Origin of the sequence: Marinospirillum alkaliphilum DSM 21637 (assembly GCF_900119735.1) — a bacterium.
GTDB classification, from domain to species: domain Bacteria; phylum Pseudomonadota; class Gammaproteobacteria; order Pseudomonadales; family Halomonadaceae; genus Marinospirillum; species Marinospirillum alkaliphilum.
Map to the genome: position 1 here is coordinate 145,809 of NZ_FPJW01000002.1, position 15,937 is coordinate 161,745.

Genomic DNA, 15,937 nt, shown 5'->3' on the forward strand with positions numbered 1-15,937 from the left:
GATAGCACCAAAAGCATTAAGTTTATATTTTTGCAGGCTTCAGGTGAGCAGAAGAGGGTGCTATGATAGTTTGCAATCAATTGATGAACGCGCATGCCTTAAGTTGTGCAAGTGCCCATGGAGAGCAGAAAATGAGTTCCAACATCCTCAATACCACCGACGCCACCTTCGAGGACGATGTTCTCAAGTCTGAAATACCGGTACTGGTGGATTACTGGGCAGAGTGGTGTGGCCCCTGCAAAATGATTGCTCCGGTGCTGGAAGAAGTGGCCAGCGAATACGAAGGGCGGTTGCGGGTGTGCAAGCTGAATATTGATGAAAACACCGATACACCGGCCAAGTTTGGTATTCGTGGTATTCCGACCCTGATGATTTTTAAAGGCGGAAATACCGAGGCCACTAAAGTTGGTGCGCTGTCAAAATCTCAGTTGACTGCCTTTGTTGACGCCAATCTGTAATCTTTCTTGTCATTCCGAACCCATGTGCAAAACAGGGATTAAAGTCTTGCACGTGGGTTCAGTATCAGGCAAGATAGCTTTGCCTTGTGCAGTGTTGACACGATCAACACGGTTTTTCTCGGTACAATCACCGCATCAGTCTGCATGAAGCAGATGTTACGGATACCGGCCTGCCCCGAATGCTTCAACAGCAATCAACTTGAATGAACAGACAGCAAAACGCTCAGTCTACATTTCCCGTGTGCAAGCCCGGTAAAAGCATCCACGCTCCGCCTCAACGGACATTACCTCTGGCAAGATCACCAAAACTACACACATGAATCTGACCGAACTCAAGCAGAAATCCGTTTCCGAACTCATGGCCATCGCTGACGAGATGGGCATTGAAAACGTCGCCCGCTCCCGCAAACAAGACATCATCTTTGGCATTCTCAAACGCCACGCCAAAAGCGGTGAAGACATCTACGGTGATGGTGTTCTGGAAATCCTGCAGGATGGCTTTGGCTTTCTGCGCTCCGCCGACTCCTCTTATCTGGCCGGTCCTGATGACATTTATGTATCTCCAAGCCAGATTCGCCGTTTTAACCTGCGCAAGGGTGACACCATTTCCGGCAAGATCCGCCCACCCAAAGAAGGTGAGCGTTATTTTGCCCTGCTGAAAGTTGATTCCATCAACTTTGATCGTCCTGACAACGCCAAACACAAGATCCTGTTTGAAAACCTGACGCCGCTGTTCCCCAATCAGCGTCTGGTTATGGAAGTCGGTAACGGCTCCAGCGAAGATCTCACCGCCCGCGTGATTGATCTGGTTTCACCGATCGGTAAAGGTCAGCGTGGTTTGATCGTGTCGCCGCCAAAAGCGGGTAAGACACTGATGCTGCAGAATGTTGCCAACTCCATCAAACGCAATAACCCTGAATGCCACCTGATCGTACTGTTGATTGATGAGCGCCCGGAAGAAGTGACCGAGATGCAGCGCACAGTCCGTGGTGAAGTGGTGGCTTCCACCTTTGATGAACCACCGGCACGCCATGTTCAGGTTGCTGAAATGGTTATCGAAAAAGCCAAACGCCTGGTTGAGCACAAGCTGGATGTCATCATCCTGCTGGACTCCATCACCCGTCTGGCGCGCGCTTACAACACGGTGATTCCCAGCTCCGGCAAGGTACTGACCGGTGGTGTGGATGCCAACGCACTGGAAAAACCCAAGCGGTTTTTTGGTGCTGCCCGTAACATCGAAGAAGGGGGCAGCCTGACCATTGTTGCTACCGCACTGGTGGATACCGGCTCCAAGATGGACGAAGTCATCTTTGAAGAATTCAAGGGCACCGGCAACATGGAAGTGCACCTGGATCGTAAAGTGGCTGAAAAACGCATTTACCCGGCCATCAACATCCGTCGCTCCGGTACTCGCCGTGAAGACCTGCTGGCCACCGAGGAAGAACTGCAGCGCATGTGGATTCTGCGCAAGCTGCTCAACCCGATGGAAGATGTGGCAGCCACTGAATTCCTGGTCGACCGTCTGAAAGACACCAAGACCAATATGGAATTCTTCGAGGCGATGAAACGCAAATAAAGGCGGTGTTGTAATACGGGTCTGCTACGGCGGTGCCCGCAGACGAGGACGGCGGCTTGGCACTGACAGGCTGTCTGCAACAAGGATGTTGCAGCAGAGCTTACAGGGATGTATTCACGCGTCCTGTTCAGTGACAAGCCGCTGCCCAGCAGCCAGGGAATACTTTACGAGCGGCCTCTTGCCCGTATCCAGCACCTATCTTCAGAATCAGTACCATCAGGCAAGCCCGAAAGGCTTGCCTTTTGCACACCAAGAGGTCTGAAATCCCGATGATTTACAAGGATTTGCGTGACTTTATTGATCAGCTCGAACAGCGAGGCCTGCTCAAGCGGGTGACGCAGGAAGTTGATCCCTATCTGGAAATGACTGAAATTGCCGACCGTACCCTGCGTGCCGGTGGTCCGGCGATTCTGTTTGAAAACCCCAGAGGCCATAAGATGCCGGTACTGGCCAACCTGTTTGGCACACCGGAACGGGTTGCTCTGGGGATGGGAGCTGAATCCACTGCTGCCTTGCGTGAAATCGGCAAGCTGTTGGCCTTTCTGAAAGAGCCTGATCCACCCAAGGGCATGCGTGATGCCTGGGAAAAACTGCCCATCTTCAAAAAAGTCCTGACCATGAATCCCAGGGTGCTGAGCAAGGCACCCTGTCAGGAGGTGGTGCTGGAAGGGGATGATGTTGATCTGTACCAATTGCCGATCATGCACTGCTGGCCGGGCGATGCGGCACCGCTGGTGACCTGGCCACTGGTGATCACCCAGAACCAGAAAAAAGGGCGTGAGAACCTCGGCATTTATCGCCAGCAACTGATCGGTAAGAACAAACTCATCATGCGTTGGCTGGCCCATCGTGGTGGTGCGCTGGATTATCAGAAATTCTGTCGTGAAAATCCCGGTCAGCGTTTCCCGGTGTGTGTAGCGCTGGGTGCTGACCCTGCAACCATTCTCGGCGCGGTTACGCCGGTGCCGGACACCCTGTCTGAATATGCTTTTGCCGGTTTGTTACGTGGCAGCAAAACCGAGTTGGTCAAATCCATCGGTTATGAGCTGCGGGTTCCTGCTTCGGCTGAAATTGTGCTGGAAGGTTACATCGAGCCGGGTGAAACCGCGCCGGAAGGCCCGTTTGGAGACCACACGGGTTATTACAACGAAGTGGACCACTTCCCGGTGTTCACCGTGGAGCGCATCACCCGTCGCAAGGATGCCCTGTATCACTCCACCTATACCGGGCGTCCACCGGATGAACCGGCCATTCTGGGTGTGGCATTAAACGAAGTGTTTGTCCCGATCCTGCAAAAGCAGTTTCCGGAAATCACAGATTTTTATCTGCCGCCGGAAGGCTGTTCCTATCGTATGGCTGTCGTGACCATCAAAAAGCAGTACCCCGGCCATGCCAAGCGTGTGATGCTGGGCGTGTGGAGCTTCCTGCGCCAGTTCATGTACACCAAGTTTGTGATCGTCACCGATGATGATATCAATGCCCGAGACTGGAAGGATGTGATCTGGGCCATCACCACCCGCATGGACCCGGCACGGGATACGGTATTGATTGAAAACACTCCCATTGATTACCTGGACTTTGCTTCACCGGTTTCCGGTCTGGGCTCCAAAATGGGAATGGATGCCACCAACAAGTGGCCGGGTGAAACCACCCGTGAATGGGGTACTGCCATCACCATGAGTGATGAAGTGAAGCAGCGCGTTGACAGCATCTGGGATCAACTGGGTCTGGATCAAGCAAGCCCGGATCAAGCAGGCCTGCAACAGCAAGGATCAGGGAGTAGTAACAAGTCATGACACTGTCAACAACAGTGATGGGCAGTAACAAGGCACCGATCATCTGCACTGCACAGATCACCGACGTACAGCGCCTGGGGCTGGATGTGGATCGGGTGTTACTGAAACCGGATCAACCGCTGGATTGGCAAGCCGGACAGTATCTGGAAATTGCTGTGGGTGAATCCGTCTGGGCACCTTTTTCGATTGCCTGTGCGCCAGGTGCAGAGCAGCTGGAGCTGCATATCCAGTACCTGCCAGGCCGTGAAACCTCAGAAGCCATTGCGGCACTGTTACAGCCAGGCCAGACCCTGCGTCTGCGTGTGGCTTCCGGTGACTGTTTTCTGGCGGGCACTGATCGCCCATTGTTGCTGGTGGCTGCGGGCACCGGTTTTGCACAGATGAAAGCCATTGTTGAAGCGGCCTGGCAGCAAGGTTGGCGCTCACCGATTACCCTCTACTGGGCTGCGCGTAATGCTGCGGGTTTGTATGCCTTGTCCCAGGCGCAGGCCTGGCAACAGGAGCACCCGGGCTTTACCCTGATCCCGATGGTGGAGCTGGCCGATGCCAGGTGGCAGGGCCGTGTTGGCCGCATTACCGAAGTGCTGGCGGCTGATTTTATCGGCAGTGATGTTGCTGCCCGGCTGGAAGGCTTTATCAGTGGCTCACCGGCCATGGTGTATGCGGTGGAGGATCTGCTGATGAGTCGTGGCATGGCCCCCAAAGCCCTGCACAGTGATGTGCATGCTTATGCACCACGGGACTATTTATCGTGACAGTGCCAGGCCCGGTATTGATCACTGGTGCTGCCCAGCGTAGCGGTCTGCACCTGGCCAAGGTGCTGTTGGCACAAGGCCAGCCGGTGATTTTCAGTTATCGCACTCACAAACCGGGTGTGGATGAATTGCTGGCGCTGGGGGCGGTGGGCATCCAGGCGGACTTTGCCTCGGATGCCGGTATTCTGGCACTGGCCACTGCAGTGAAACAGCAGGCTTCCGGCTTGCGAGCCGTCATTCACAACGCATCAGACTGGGCGTTGGATGGAGAGGATGCCCAGGCAGCAGCAGCGGTGTTCCGGCAGATGTTTCAGGTGCACCAGCAGGCGCCGTTTCTTCTGAACCTTGAATTGCAACCCTTGCTGCTGGCTGAAGTTGAACGCAGTGGCCAGATGACGGACATCCTTCACATCACTGATGATGTGGTGCGCCGAGGTTCTGACCAGCATGCCGCTTATGTGGCCAGTAAGGCTGCCCTGCAAAACCTGACATTGTCTTTTGCCAGCCGTTTTGCCCCTCACATCAAGGTGAATGCCATTGCACCGGCTTTGCTGGCTTTTAATGCCGGTGATGATGCCGCTTACCGTGCCAGAACCCTGGCCAAATCCCCGCTGGGCATCGAACCGGGTTTTGCCGTATTAAGCCAGACGGTGTTGTTTCTGCTGCAACAGCCTTACATGACAGGTGCCATTCTGCCGCTTAATGGCGGACGGCATGTGAAAGCATGACCACCAACAACAGATGGCCGGGATAAAAACTCAGCCATAACCAGCGGGGCAGGGGTGGCATATAGCCCTTCATTCTCTGCAGTCGACCACTATTTTTTACGCCCAGCAGGATGAAAGCCAAAGCCAGCAGGCTACTGAAGGTCGGTAATCCAAAACTGTTCAGCCCCAATCCCACAAATCCGGTCAATACCACACTGCCAATCAGGCTCTGCGAGCTGCTTGCCGGTTGCTGCATTAGCCAGAACACCAGCACCAGACAGGGTACCAGAAGGATACCTGGCAGGCCGTAATCCAGCCAGGGAGCAACCAGCCAGGCCAGCAGCAATGCCAGCGCCATTCCCAGCCAGTGCAACAGGTCCGGCCGCCAGCCGGGTTGTTGTGCAAGAGCCAGCAGGTGTTTCAGACCACTGCCCAGCAACAGGCCAGCGGCCAGGGTGAAACACACGTTCAGCCAGGGGTAACTCAGCGGAATGCCAATCATCAGGGCATAAACCGGTTGTGCCACCAGCCCGATCAGCAGGATGCGTCCGGCGTACAGCAGAGGACTGCGGGTATGAAACAGCAGGTGCCAGGCCAGCATGGCCGCAAAGAGTGGGAAGGCCAGGCGACCAAAGGTGGCGGCCAGCCAGTAATGATCAAGATTGCCTGGATGCAGGTAACGGGCCAGGTGGTCAGCCAGCATGCTACTGATGGCCAGCCAGCGAGCGGGATGAATCCAGTGGCTTTCAGGTGGTTTCGGGATTGCTGTCAGCATGGGATGAGTGTACATTCAGACGCTTGTCGTTCCCTACCTTTATATTCTACCCGGATAGGTTTTTTACCATGAGTTCAGAAGAATATCTGCAGGACACGGATCAGCTTGCCTCTGATGACACTGCCCGTATCTATGAAAGTATTGCCAATCGGATGAACGGCTTTCTCTATCGTTGCCGCAGTGACAAGAGTTACACCATGGTAAATATTGCCGGTGCTGTGAAAAAGGTAACCGGCTACTCTGAAAAGGATCTGCTGGGCAACCAGCGTTTGTCCTATATGTCTTTGATCCATCAGGATGATACTGCTGCCGTGGATGCTGCCGTGGAGCAGGCCATCAAGAGCAAGGGCAACTGGAATGTTGACTACCGCATCAAGCGGGCTGATGGCAGCATCCAGTGGGTCAACGAGCATGGTGGTCCGGTATATGAAGCATCCGGCGAGCTGGCCTATCTGGAAGGCATCATTGCTGATATCGGTGATCGCAAGGCTCAGGAAAGCATTCGCCGCCAGAAGATGGAAAGTGTGGGTGGCACCAGTAACCAGATCATCAGTCAGACCCAGAAAATCCTGCAGGTTCTGAAAACCCTGAAAATGCTCAGCCTGAATGCCAGCATCGAAGCGGCGCGTGCCGGTGAAGCCGGACGTGGTTTTGCAGTGGTGGCGGATCAGGTCAAGGAACTGGCTGATGAAACCGGCAAATCAGCCCAGTCCATCACCCAACTGATGGGTGAACTGGAAGCCAAGCTGTCAGAAGCCAGCGAATAACCGACAAGGTTATCCACTGGCTCATTACCCGTAGGTTGTTACTGGGCCAGTGACTTTTCAATCACTTCAAACAGGTCCGGGCTGAGTTTCTCTGCCCGGATACGCTCCAGCTCATTCTTCATCAAACCCTTGCGGTAATCATCCATGCGCCGGAAACGGGTCAGTGGAATCACCAGACGTGCAGCAATCTGTGGGTTGATGCGGTTGAGTTCAATCACTGTATCGGCCAGCAGGGCATAACCGCTGCCATCACGACGATGGAAGTTGTGGCGGTTCTGGTTCACAAAAGCACCAATCAAGGCGCGTACCTTGTTGGGGTTTTTCAGTGAAAAGGCCGGGTGAGCCATCAGTAGTTTCACCCGTTCCAGTGCATCCGGATGAGGGCGCGTGACCTGAGCACTGAACCAGCTGTCCATCACCAGTGGATCATGAGCCCATTGCAGGGCAAAGGCTTTGAGTGCCGGATCGCCACTGGTGGTATCTTCCGCGTGAGCCAGGCAAATCAGGGCGGCCAGCTGGTCGGTCATGTTGTCGGCCTGCTCAAACTGTCGCTGAGCCAGTTGCAGCGCTTCTTCTGATTCAGTGGCCACCAACCAGCCCAGACAGGTGTTTTTCAGTCGGCGTCCAGCCACTGCCGCAGCTTCTGCGGACCAGGCCTGGTTTTTGGCAAACTGCTGATAAAGTTTCAGAAAGGCTGGATAAAGTGCCGTGGCCAGGGTTTTGCGGGCATAGTCCCTGGCCAGATGGATGGCATCCACATCCACCTGATCATACTGTTCTGCAATGTAGGCTTCAGAAGGCAGTTGCAGCATCTCGGCCAGAATGGCCGGATCAGTCACCTGAGCATCCAGTAATTGGCGGTAAGCCTGAATCAGTGCTGGGTTCAGCATCATGGCTGCACCGCACTGTTGCTGGTTGATCAGCTCACGAATGGCCAGCAGGGCCAGTTGTTGTCCGGCATCCCAGCGATTAAAACCATCAGAGTCAGCGGTCATCAGGAAAGCCAGTTGCTCCGGACTACGATCCAGCAGCAGTCGCACCGGTGCCGAGAAACCACGCAGCAGCGAAGGGACCGGTTCTGCATCCAGATTGTGGAAGGTCCAGGTTTGTTCCTGCTCTTTCAGGTGAACCACCCGTTCCTGCCCCCACAGCTCACCATTCACTTCCATCGGCAGGTCTTGCCCGGAAGGCCCCACCAGCCCCAACTTGACTGGAATCAGCAGCGGTTCCTTGAGATCCTGGCCTGGTGTAGCCGGTGTGTGTTGGCGCAGGGTCAGGGTGAAGGTGCGGGCCGTGGGGTTGTAATGGCTTTCAGCAGTCAATTGCGGGGTGCCCGCCTGGCTGTACCAACGCATGAACTGGCTCAGGTCCAGCCCGGACACTTCAGCCATGCAGGCCACAAAGTCTTCCACCGTCACGGCCTGGCCATCAAAACGCTCAAAATACAGGTCGCTGCCTTTGCGGAAGGTGTCGCGCCCGACCAGCTCACTGAGCATACGAACCACCTCAGCACCCTTTTCATAAACCGTCAGGGTGTAGAAGTTATTGATTTCAATGTAACTCTCGGGGCGTACCGGGTGAGCTGTGGGGCCTGCATCCTCGGCAAACTGGGCGGTGCGCAGCATCGCCACCTGCTGGATGCGCTCCACTGCCGGGGAATGTTGATCAGCACTGAACTGCTGATCACGAAACACGGTGAAACCTTCTTTCAGGGATAACTGGAACCAGTCGCGGCAGGTGACCCGATTGCCCGACCAGTTATGAAAATACTCATGGGCGACCACACTTTCTACCCGGTGAAAAGCCATGTCGGTTTCACTGCGGTGATCGGCCAGTACACAGGAGGAGTTGAAGATGTTCAGTCCCTTGTTTTCCATTGCGCCCATGTTGAAGTCATTGACCGCGACAATCATGTAGATGTCCAGGTCATATTCACGTCCATAGGTCTGCTCATCCCACTGCATGGCAGCTTTTAATGAGCGCAGGGCATGGTCACACTTGTGCAGATTTTCCTTTTCCACCCAGACTTCCAGCGCCACCTGGCGGCCACTGAGGGTGGTGTAGGTGTCTTTCACCGGGTGCAACTGACCAGCCACCAGTGCAAACAGATAGGCGGGTTTGGGGAAGGGGTCCTCCCAGGTCACAAAATGATGCCCATCGGGCAGTTCGCCGCGCTCAATCGGGTTGCCGTTGGACAGCAGCACAGGGAAGCGTGACTGATCAGCTTCAATGCGGGTGGTGAAACGGGCCAGTACATCCGGGCGATCGGGATAAAAGGTGATGCGCCGAAACCCTTCCGCTTCACACTGGGTGCAGAAGTTGCCGCTGGACTGGTAGAGGCCTTCCAGTGCGGTATTGCTCAGTGGATCAATTTCAACCTCGGATTCCAGCACCAGGGAATCCGGTACACCGGTCAGGGTGAGTTGTTCATCGGTCAGTTCATAATCACTGCTGCTCAGGGTGCGACCATCCAGCTTCAGCTCAATCAGTTGCAGTTGCTGGCCTTGCAGCACCAGCGGCAGATCATGTTCCTTGCGCGCCGGGTTACGTTGCAATTGCAGGCGGCTGATCACGCGGGTGTGATGATCATCCAGACGAAAACACAGATCCACCTGCTGCACCAGAAAAGCCGGTGGTAAGTAGTCTTTCAGGTGAATGGCTTTGGGTGCCTGAAGGGAAGGTGAGCTGATGGCCTGATTCATGGTGTAAAAACCCCTGATCTTAACTTTTGAATTGGCAACAAGAGTGGTATGTTTACTCAGTGTAACTTAAGAAACCTCTGGTTAACTATTCCGCTTGACCATGTGGCGTTGAAATCGACCTCAAAATGCTCATTTACTTTATGTAAACTCCGCTTTTTCAGTCAATTTCGCCTGACCTGGTCTGCGCTCATCACGTTAATCAGAGTCTTCTAGACCGATTCAGGATTATTACCGGGAGTGAATTTATGTCGGAAAAATATCGTCTGGTGACGCGCAGTGACTTCGACGGTCTGGTGTGTGCCGCTCTGTTGAAACACCTGGATCTGATTGATGACATCCAGTTTGTGCACCCCAAGGATATGCAGGATGGCAAGATCGAGATCGGGCCACGCGATATCACCACCAACCTGCCTTATGTTCCCGGTTGTTATCTGGCTTTTGACCACCACCTGAGTGAAACCCTGCGCAATGAAAATCGCGCCGACAATCACATCATTGACCCGGAAGCTCCTTCTGCTGCACGCGTGGTCTGGCAGCATTATGGTGGTTATGATGCCTTTCCGCAGCGCTGGGATGACATGATGGAAGCGGTGGACAAGGGTGACTCGGCTCAGTTCAATGAAGACGAAGTGCTGAATCCGGAAGGCTGGGTGTTGTTGAACTTCATCATGGATGCCCGTACCGGTCTGGGTCGTTTCCGCGATTTCCGTATTTCCAACTACCAGTTGATGATGCAGTTGATTGATTACTGTCGCAATCACTCCATTGATGACATTCTGAAACTGCCGGATGTAAAAGAACGCACCGATCTTTATTTTGAGCATGACAGCAAGGCGCGTCAGCAGATTCAGAAGTGTGCAAAAGTTCATGGTAATCTGGTGGTGCTGGATCTTCGTAACGAAGAAACCATTTACGCCACCAACCGCTTTACCTTGTATGCACTCTATCCCAACACCAATATTTCAATCCATGTGATGTGGGGCCTGAAGCAGCAGAACACCGTGTTTGCCATCGGCAAATCCATCCTCAATCGCAGCTCCAACACCAATGTTGGTGAACTCTGCCTGCAGTACGGCGGCGGTGGCCACCTGAATGCGGGCACCTGCCAGGTGGACAACGACCAGGCAGAAGCCGCATTGCAGGCGATTGTTCAGAAGATCAACGCTGACGGCTGATCCTCATGAAGCCGGTGTGGACCCTGCCGGACGTTGACGGCGGGGTTCCGGGCGTCCGGACTCACTGATCTGGTGGGTCCGCACCGTTTCACCGGCAGCATTTTTCATCTCCACCTGATAGCCCCCTTCATTCAGGGGCGTTACGGTTGCAGTGGCACCGCTGCCCAGCATCATCAGGGCACGAGCCTGTGCCATTACTTCGATTTCCTGCAAGTTCAGGGGTGACTGTTCTTGTTGGCGGGCAGCACGGCGTTCCTGCCAACCCTGTCTTTTTTCGCCCCGTTCACAGGTTTTTCCGGCAGCTTCAGCCCGGGTCTCAGCCAAAGCTGTCAGTGGCAAAGCAGTTAAAGGCAGAGCCAGGGCCAGAGCAAGTGCACTCAGTGTCATTCGGTTCATGGTGTATCTCCCCTTAAGGTATTCTGGAAAAGCTACTTTCGCTTATCGAAAGCATGGGCCCATTACACCCGCCGGATGTCTCACAAGTGTGCTGGCAAGCGAAAAAATTGTCACAAAGTGTCCCATTCATGGGGTTTGATACACTTTGCGACGCCTGTTCTGGTTGTGGCTCGTATAATGGTGTCATTGCATCAAGGAGCAAGTTATGGAATCCAGTCCGCATCTGCTGGTGGTGGATGACCACCGCGACATTCGTGAGCTGTTGGCTCGTTATCTGCGTGAGCAGGGCATGCGTGTGACCCTGGCGGCTTCCGGTGAAGAGCTGCGCCGCCTGATGAAAACCACCAGCCCGGACCTGGTGGTGCTGGATATCATGATGCCCGGTGAAGATGGCTTGTCCCTGTGTCGTTTTCTGCGGGAACACCATGCCTCACTGCCAGTGATACTGCTGACTGCCCTCGGTGAAGATACCGACCGGATTGTTGGCCTGGAGATGGGTGCTGATGATTACCTTACCAAACCCTTTAACCCGCGTGAATTGCTGGCGCGTGTGAAGGCGGTGCTGCGACGGACCCGTCAGCTGCCGGGTGAAAGTGAGCAGCGTGAAGGGTTGAAATACCACTTTGCAGACTGGGTGCTGGATACTGATCGTCGTTCACTTTTTACTTCAGATGGTGTGGAGGTGGCCTTGTCCACTGCCGAGTTTCGCCTGTTACTGGTATTCCTCCGGCATCCGCGCCGGGTATTAAGCCGTGATCAGTTGCTGGATCTGACCGCCGGCCGTGAAGCTCAGCCTTTTGACCGTGCCATCGACAATCAGGTCAGTCGCCTGCGGCGCAAGATTGAGGCTGATACCCGCAACCCGGCGTTGATCAAGACCGTCTGGGGTGGTGGTTACCAGCTTAATGCTGATGTCAGCCAGACGGGTGTGGTGAGTCAGTCATGAGGCTGCTGCTGCCAAAAGGCCTGGCCGGTCAATTGATCCTGGCGGTGTTGCTGGCGCTATTGGCAGGACAGCTGATCAGTTTCTGGATTCTGGCGGATGAACGCCGTGAACGGTTGGATGAGGCTAATCTGCGATTAGTCACCCATCGCCTGGTTACCACCTGGGAGCTGGTTAACGAATTACCGGAATCCAATCGCCAGCAACTGTTACGGGCCATGTCCTCACCGGGTCAGCATTATCGCCTGAGTGCTCAACCGTTGCTGCAGCCAGGCAGTGAGGGGCAACTCACTGGACGTTTCCAACGGCGCTTGCTGGATGCCTTTCCAGACCCTGCCCCCCCTGCTGTTTTCAGGTTGCTGCCCTCCAGTCGCCCGGAATGCAAGGAACTGGAGCAAACCCGCCCTGATCGTGAAGATCGTCGGCGCTTATGGCAGCAGTGCCAGCCGCGACTGGAAGCCAGTTTGCAGCTGCGGGATGGTCAATGGTTGAACCTGCAAGTGGTGACACCGGACGCCAACCCGCCCTGGGCTGGTCGCATCTGGCTAAGTCTGCTGGTCACCGGTTTGCTGGTGGCGCTGGCGGTGACCTTGTTGGTACGTCAGCTGGTGCGACCTTTAAGGGCATTAACCGCAGCTGCTGTCAGTTTTGGTGAGGGAAGACCGAGCCCCTTGCAACCCAGTGGCCCGGATGATCTGCAGCAGGTGATTCATGCCTTCAACCGCATGCAGCAGCAGGTTGGTAAACAACTGGAAGAGCGGGCCAGAGTGCTGGCGGCCTTGTCACATGACCTGCGCACTCCACTGACCCACATGCGCCTGCGGGTTGAGTTACTGCCAGACAGTGAAGATCGTCAGCGGTTGCTCGACAGCCTGCAGGAAATGCAGTCACTGGCAGAAACCACTTTGGATTTTGTGCGGGGTAGCAAGGGCGAGGTCGCCCGTGATTTTGATCTGGCCGCACTGGTGCAGAGCCTGTGTGATGACTATGAAGATCAGGGTCAGCCAGTGCATTACAGCGGTTTGTCGCGCTGTGTGTTTCACGGGCGCAGCCAGGCTTTACGTCGTGCCCTTCAGAACCTGATCGATAATGCCCTGAAGTATGGTAATAAAGCGGAAGTCAGCCTGCAGCTTGATCAGGGCGTTCCCTGTATCTGCATTGAGGATGAAGGGCCGGGTATCCCTGAAGCTGAGCGGGAAAAGGTTTTTGAGCCTTTTTATCGTATGGAAGAATCCCGCTCACGCCATACTGGCGGCACTGGTTTGGGATTAGCCATTGCCAGAGATTTGCTGCTGCAGGAGGGTGGGTGTTTACTGCTGGAGTCACGCACCACAGCTCAGCCGGGGTTGCGGGTGAAGGTTTTGTTGCCCGCCAGTGGCAGGGTCTGAAATCCGGGTCTGAAATCCGGGTCTGAAATCAGAGACTGGCACTTAACCCCAGCAGCACACCCGCTTGCCCGGCAAAATAGTCCACCTCCAGTAACAGCGCCAAACGATGGCTCTCACCGGAAAGCCGAGTGCCAAGGGAGTAACCTTTAATGGCCTCATCCGTATGCATGTAGCGAAAGGTTGCATAAAACTCGGCCTGGGGTGTGTACTGATCACGGATGCCAACCCGAAAAGTTGGCAGGCTGCGCTCATCAATCCAGCTTGTCAGCTCTGAATCATAACGGTCATAACCGACACCAATCCAGACCTCGGTCATCATATCGACTGGAGCATGGTATCCCAGTCCCAGATACTGCCATTTTACCCGTTGATCATCTTCCAGCTGTTGGTGACCACCGTAGAGAAACAGGCTGGGATCCAGCATGTCGAGTTGCAATGAACCGCGCACCAGGTACCCGGTTAAATCCAGTTGATCTACATCCGGGTAATACACCAGCGCTGTTTCAACCTGGGTGTAACTCACAATCTGAGCGGATAGGTTTTGAGGTATGAGGTGGCTGAATATCAGCAGTGCAAAAAATAGCCCAGGGCTGATGTTTAAGCATCTTTTGTTGCTGTGATCGTTGGTTCGCGTATTGGTCATCTGAATGGGCAGCCAGCTGGAAAACTTGATTCCGATCAAGTGTTTCAGTAAATTTACATTTGTAAAAAATTAAATAACAGAAAGCAGGAGTGATATCAAGCATCATTTGATTCCCTCCGAAAGTTAAAAGGACTTGAGAATGAAAAAAGCAGTTATGGTTGTGGGTCTTTCCTTGGTGCCAATGATGGCTGCAGCAGAGAGTCGGACCGCTATTGAGGTATTGGCAGGCAGTGCAACGCATCAAATAAGTTATGCCAGCTTCTCTCATAAGTTAGGTAGTGATACATCCATGGGGTTGAGACTCGCCTTTCATGCCAACGATCGTTTTGCAGTTGAACTGGGTTATACCGATTACGGTAAGGTTACAGATACCTATTATGATGCGGGTGATCGTATTGATGAAAGCGCTGAAGCTACTTCAATCAACCTGGGTGTGAAAGGGGTTTACCCCATGAGCGAGCAGTTTGGTCTGGTAGGCCGAATTGGCTTTGCAATGTGGGATTTTAAATACTTAGAAGAAGATGAGTATTTTGGCAACTCCTCCTTCAGTAAATCCGGCACAGATCTTTATCTGGGGTTTGGTTTTGAGTATCGCGTGACGCGTGACTTCCATCTTGGTCTTGATTATAACTATGTATCTATGGATCTTGGTAGTTCGGTTTCTTATGATGTTGGAAGCTTTGCACTTTATGCCGGTATGAGCTTTTAATCATTATAGATAAAAAAGGCCGGAAATTCCGGCCTTTTTTATTGGTTTCAGATCAGAAACCGTAATGCACACCGGCAATAAAGCCGATATCACCGTCAAACGAGTCGATTTCACCCAGCAAGGACAGCTGCTCATTCAGGCGCTGACGCACAGTAAAGGCAAAACCTGTGTAATCATAATCGCCGGTGACAATGCGCATGGTTGCTGCCAGTTCGGTGTCTTCAGTCAGTTGATGACGCACACCACCGCGCAGTGCCAGGGCAGTATCACTGTCACTGAAAGTACCGAGGCCGGAAATTTTCACTTTGACTTTGGTGGAATCAAAGCCAGCACCAGCCCAGGCTTCGGTCTGGTTGTTGATCTCAAAGCGATAACCGGCTCCGAAGTGTAACTGGGTGACGTCTATATTATCTGACATCAGAGTGTAACCACCATAAACAAAGGCTTTGGGGTCCACCTGCTCCAATTCATAAGAAGCACGAACACCAAAACCTGTTAGATCCTCACCATCAATGTCGGAGTACATCACCAGACCACCTTCTACATAGTTGTAGTTCAGGGCCTGGGCGGTTGTAGCAAAGGGAAGGGCGGCAAAAGCCAGTGCGATAGCATATTTCTTCATGAAAAAAATCTCCTTGTGTTTTGGATTTTGTATTTTAGGTGAGCAATGGTTGATGAAACAATCAGCTTTATGTTGGTTTCTTGTTGTATCAGCGGAATAGCTCACCAGCTGCTTCCGGTTGGTGCAGGATTTCTTCAACCACCAGCGCTGCATCCTTGCCATTGGGCAGTTGCCAGTGAACTTCCTGGCCCACACGGGCACCCAACAGCGCTGCGCCCAGCGGGGCCAGTACGGATAACTGGTCAGTGGCTTTCGGGTCAAGGTTGTGGGGATAAACCAGCTCCTTTTCCAGTTGCAGGTCAGCCTTCAGGTCGCGAAAACGCACCCGACTGTGCATGCTGACCAGGTCTGCCGGAATGGCTTCAGGCTCCACCACATCAGCATTTTCCAGGCGTTCAATCAGAGCTTCTGCCACGGGCATGCGGGCGTATTCAGGCTTTTCCAGCAGGCGCTCCAGGCGTGCATGGTCCAGTTCGTTCATCAGCAGGTGTAATTTGGCAATCATGGTTTGAACCTCTTAAAAAC

16 protein-coding genes are annotated in these 15,937 nt (G+C 53.8%); 10 read left to right on the forward strand and 6 right to left on the reverse strand.

Annotated features, from left to right (window positions below; translation table 11 throughout):
* The first annotated feature begins 131 nt into the window (after nt 1-131).
* From trxA to folM, 5 genes are all read left to right on the forward strand, one after another.
* Nucleotides 132-458: a thioredoxin TrxA gene (trxA, locus tag BT114_RS03925; RefSeq protein ID WP_072325038.1), complete on the forward strand. Its 327-nt coding sequence runs from the start codon at nt 132-134 to the stop codon at nt 456-458.
* A 316-nt stretch (nt 459-774) separates the two neighbouring features.
* Nucleotides 775-2,034: a transcription termination factor Rho gene (gene rho, locus BT114_RS03930; RefSeq protein ID WP_072325039.1), complete on the forward strand. Its 1,260-nt coding sequence runs from the start codon at nt 775-777 to the stop codon at nt 2,032-2,034.
* 269 nt (nt 2,035-2,303) lie between these two features.
* On the forward strand, nt 2,304-3,830 hold the full coding sequence (gene ubiD / locus BT114_RS03935; RefSeq protein ID WP_072325040.1) for a 4-hydroxy-3-polyprenylbenzoate decarboxylase: 1,527 nt from the start codon (nt 2,304-2,306) through the stop codon (nt 3,828-3,830).
* Nucleotides 3,827-4,585, forward strand: coding sequence for a ferredoxin reductase domain-containing protein (locus BT114_RS03940; RefSeq protein WP_084661875.1), 759 nt, complete (start codon nt 3,827-3,829; stop codon nt 4,583-4,585). The genes ubiD and BT114_RS03940 overlap by 4 nt, the downstream gene beginning before the upstream one ends.
* The gene (folM, locus tag BT114_RS03945; RefSeq protein ID WP_072325041.1) at nt 4,582-5,313 is read left to right on the forward strand and encodes a dihydromonapterin reductase; all 732 of its coding nucleotides are present in this window, start codon (nt 4,582-4,584) and stop codon (nt 5,311-5,313) included. Before BT114_RS03940 ends, folM begins: the two co-directional genes overlap by 4 nt.
* On the opposite strand, the gene BT114_RS03950 is transcribed toward folM, so the two are convergent.
* Nucleotides 5,285-6,067 carry a TraX family protein gene (locus BT114_RS03950; protein WP_177247040.1) on the reverse strand — a complete coding sequence of 261 codons (783 nt, stop codon included), beginning with the start codon at nt 6,065-6,067 and terminating at the stop codon, nt 5,285-5,287. The genes folM and BT114_RS03950 overlap by 29 nt on opposite strands.
* A gap of 68 nt (nt 6,068-6,135) precedes the next feature.
* Between BT114_RS03950 and BT114_RS15265 the strand changes: the two genes are divergently transcribed.
* Nucleotides 6,136-6,834, forward strand: coding sequence for a methyl-accepting chemotaxis protein (locus BT114_RS15265; protein ID WP_084661877.1), 699 nt, complete (start codon nt 6,136-6,138; stop codon nt 6,832-6,834).
* Nucleotides 6,835-6,872: 38 nt separating this feature from the next.
* On the opposite strand, the gene pepN is transcribed toward BT114_RS15265, so the two are convergent.
* Nucleotides 6,873-9,536 (reverse strand): aminopeptidase N, encoded by a 2,664-nt coding sequence (pepN, locus tag BT114_RS03960; protein ID WP_072325043.1) that lies wholly within the window; start codon nt 9,534-9,536, stop codon nt 6,873-6,875.
* 245 nt (nt 9,537-9,781) lie between these two features.
* Between pepN and BT114_RS03965 the strand changes: the two genes are divergently transcribed.
* Entirely contained in the window at nt 9,782-10,711 is a 930-nt protein-coding gene (locus BT114_RS03965) for a DHH family phosphoesterase (protein ID WP_072325044.1), read from the forward strand.
* A gap of 3 nt (nt 10,712-10,714) precedes the next feature.
* Here BT114_RS03965 and BT114_RS03970 read toward each other — a convergent pair whose 3' ends face one another.
* Entirely contained in the window at nt 10,715-11,107 is a 393-nt protein-coding gene (locus BT114_RS03970) for a hypothetical protein (protein ID WP_143142759.1), read from the reverse strand.
* A 205-nt stretch (nt 11,108-11,312) separates the two neighbouring features.
* Between BT114_RS03970 and BT114_RS03975 the strand changes: the two genes are divergently transcribed.
* Nucleotides 11,313-12,053, forward strand: a complete 741-nt coding sequence (locus tag BT114_RS03975) for a response regulator (protein WP_072325046.1) — start codon at nt 11,313-11,315, stop codon at nt 12,051-12,053.
* Entirely contained in the window at nt 12,050-13,438 is a 1,389-nt protein-coding gene (locus tag BT114_RS03980; RefSeq protein WP_072325047.1) for an ATP-binding protein, read from the forward strand. The genes BT114_RS03975 and BT114_RS03980 overlap by 4 nt, the downstream gene beginning before the upstream one ends.
* Before the next feature lie 28 nt (nt 13,439-13,466).
* Here the strand turns inward: BT114_RS03980 and BT114_RS03985 are convergent, their stop codons facing one another.
* Nucleotides 13,467-13,961, reverse strand: a complete 495-nt coding sequence (locus BT114_RS03985) for a hypothetical protein (RefSeq protein WP_143142760.1) — start codon at nt 13,959-13,961, stop codon at nt 13,467-13,469.
* A gap of 259 nt (nt 13,962-14,220) precedes the next feature.
* Between BT114_RS03985 and BT114_RS03990 the strand changes: the two genes are divergently transcribed.
* The gene (locus BT114_RS03990; RefSeq protein WP_072325049.1) at nt 14,221-14,790 is read left to right on the forward strand and encodes a porin family protein; all 570 of its coding nucleotides are present in this window, start codon (nt 14,221-14,223) and stop codon (nt 14,788-14,790) included.
* A 52-nt stretch (nt 14,791-14,842) separates the two neighbouring features.
* Here the strand turns inward: BT114_RS03990 and BT114_RS03995 are convergent, their stop codons facing one another.
* Together BT114_RS03995 and rnk are read right to left on the reverse strand one after the other, a co-directional pair.
* Complete coding sequence (locus tag BT114_RS03995) at nt 14,843-15,412, reverse strand: outer membrane beta-barrel protein (RefSeq protein WP_072325050.1); 570 nt, start codon at nt 15,410-15,412, stop codon at nt 14,843-14,845.
* 88 nt (nt 15,413-15,500) lie between these two features.
* Complete coding sequence (rnk, locus tag BT114_RS04000; RefSeq protein WP_218163450.1) at nt 15,501-15,917, reverse strand: nucleoside diphosphate kinase regulator; 417 nt, start codon at nt 15,915-15,917, stop codon at nt 15,501-15,503.
* Nucleotides 15,918-15,937 lie beyond the last annotated feature (20 nt).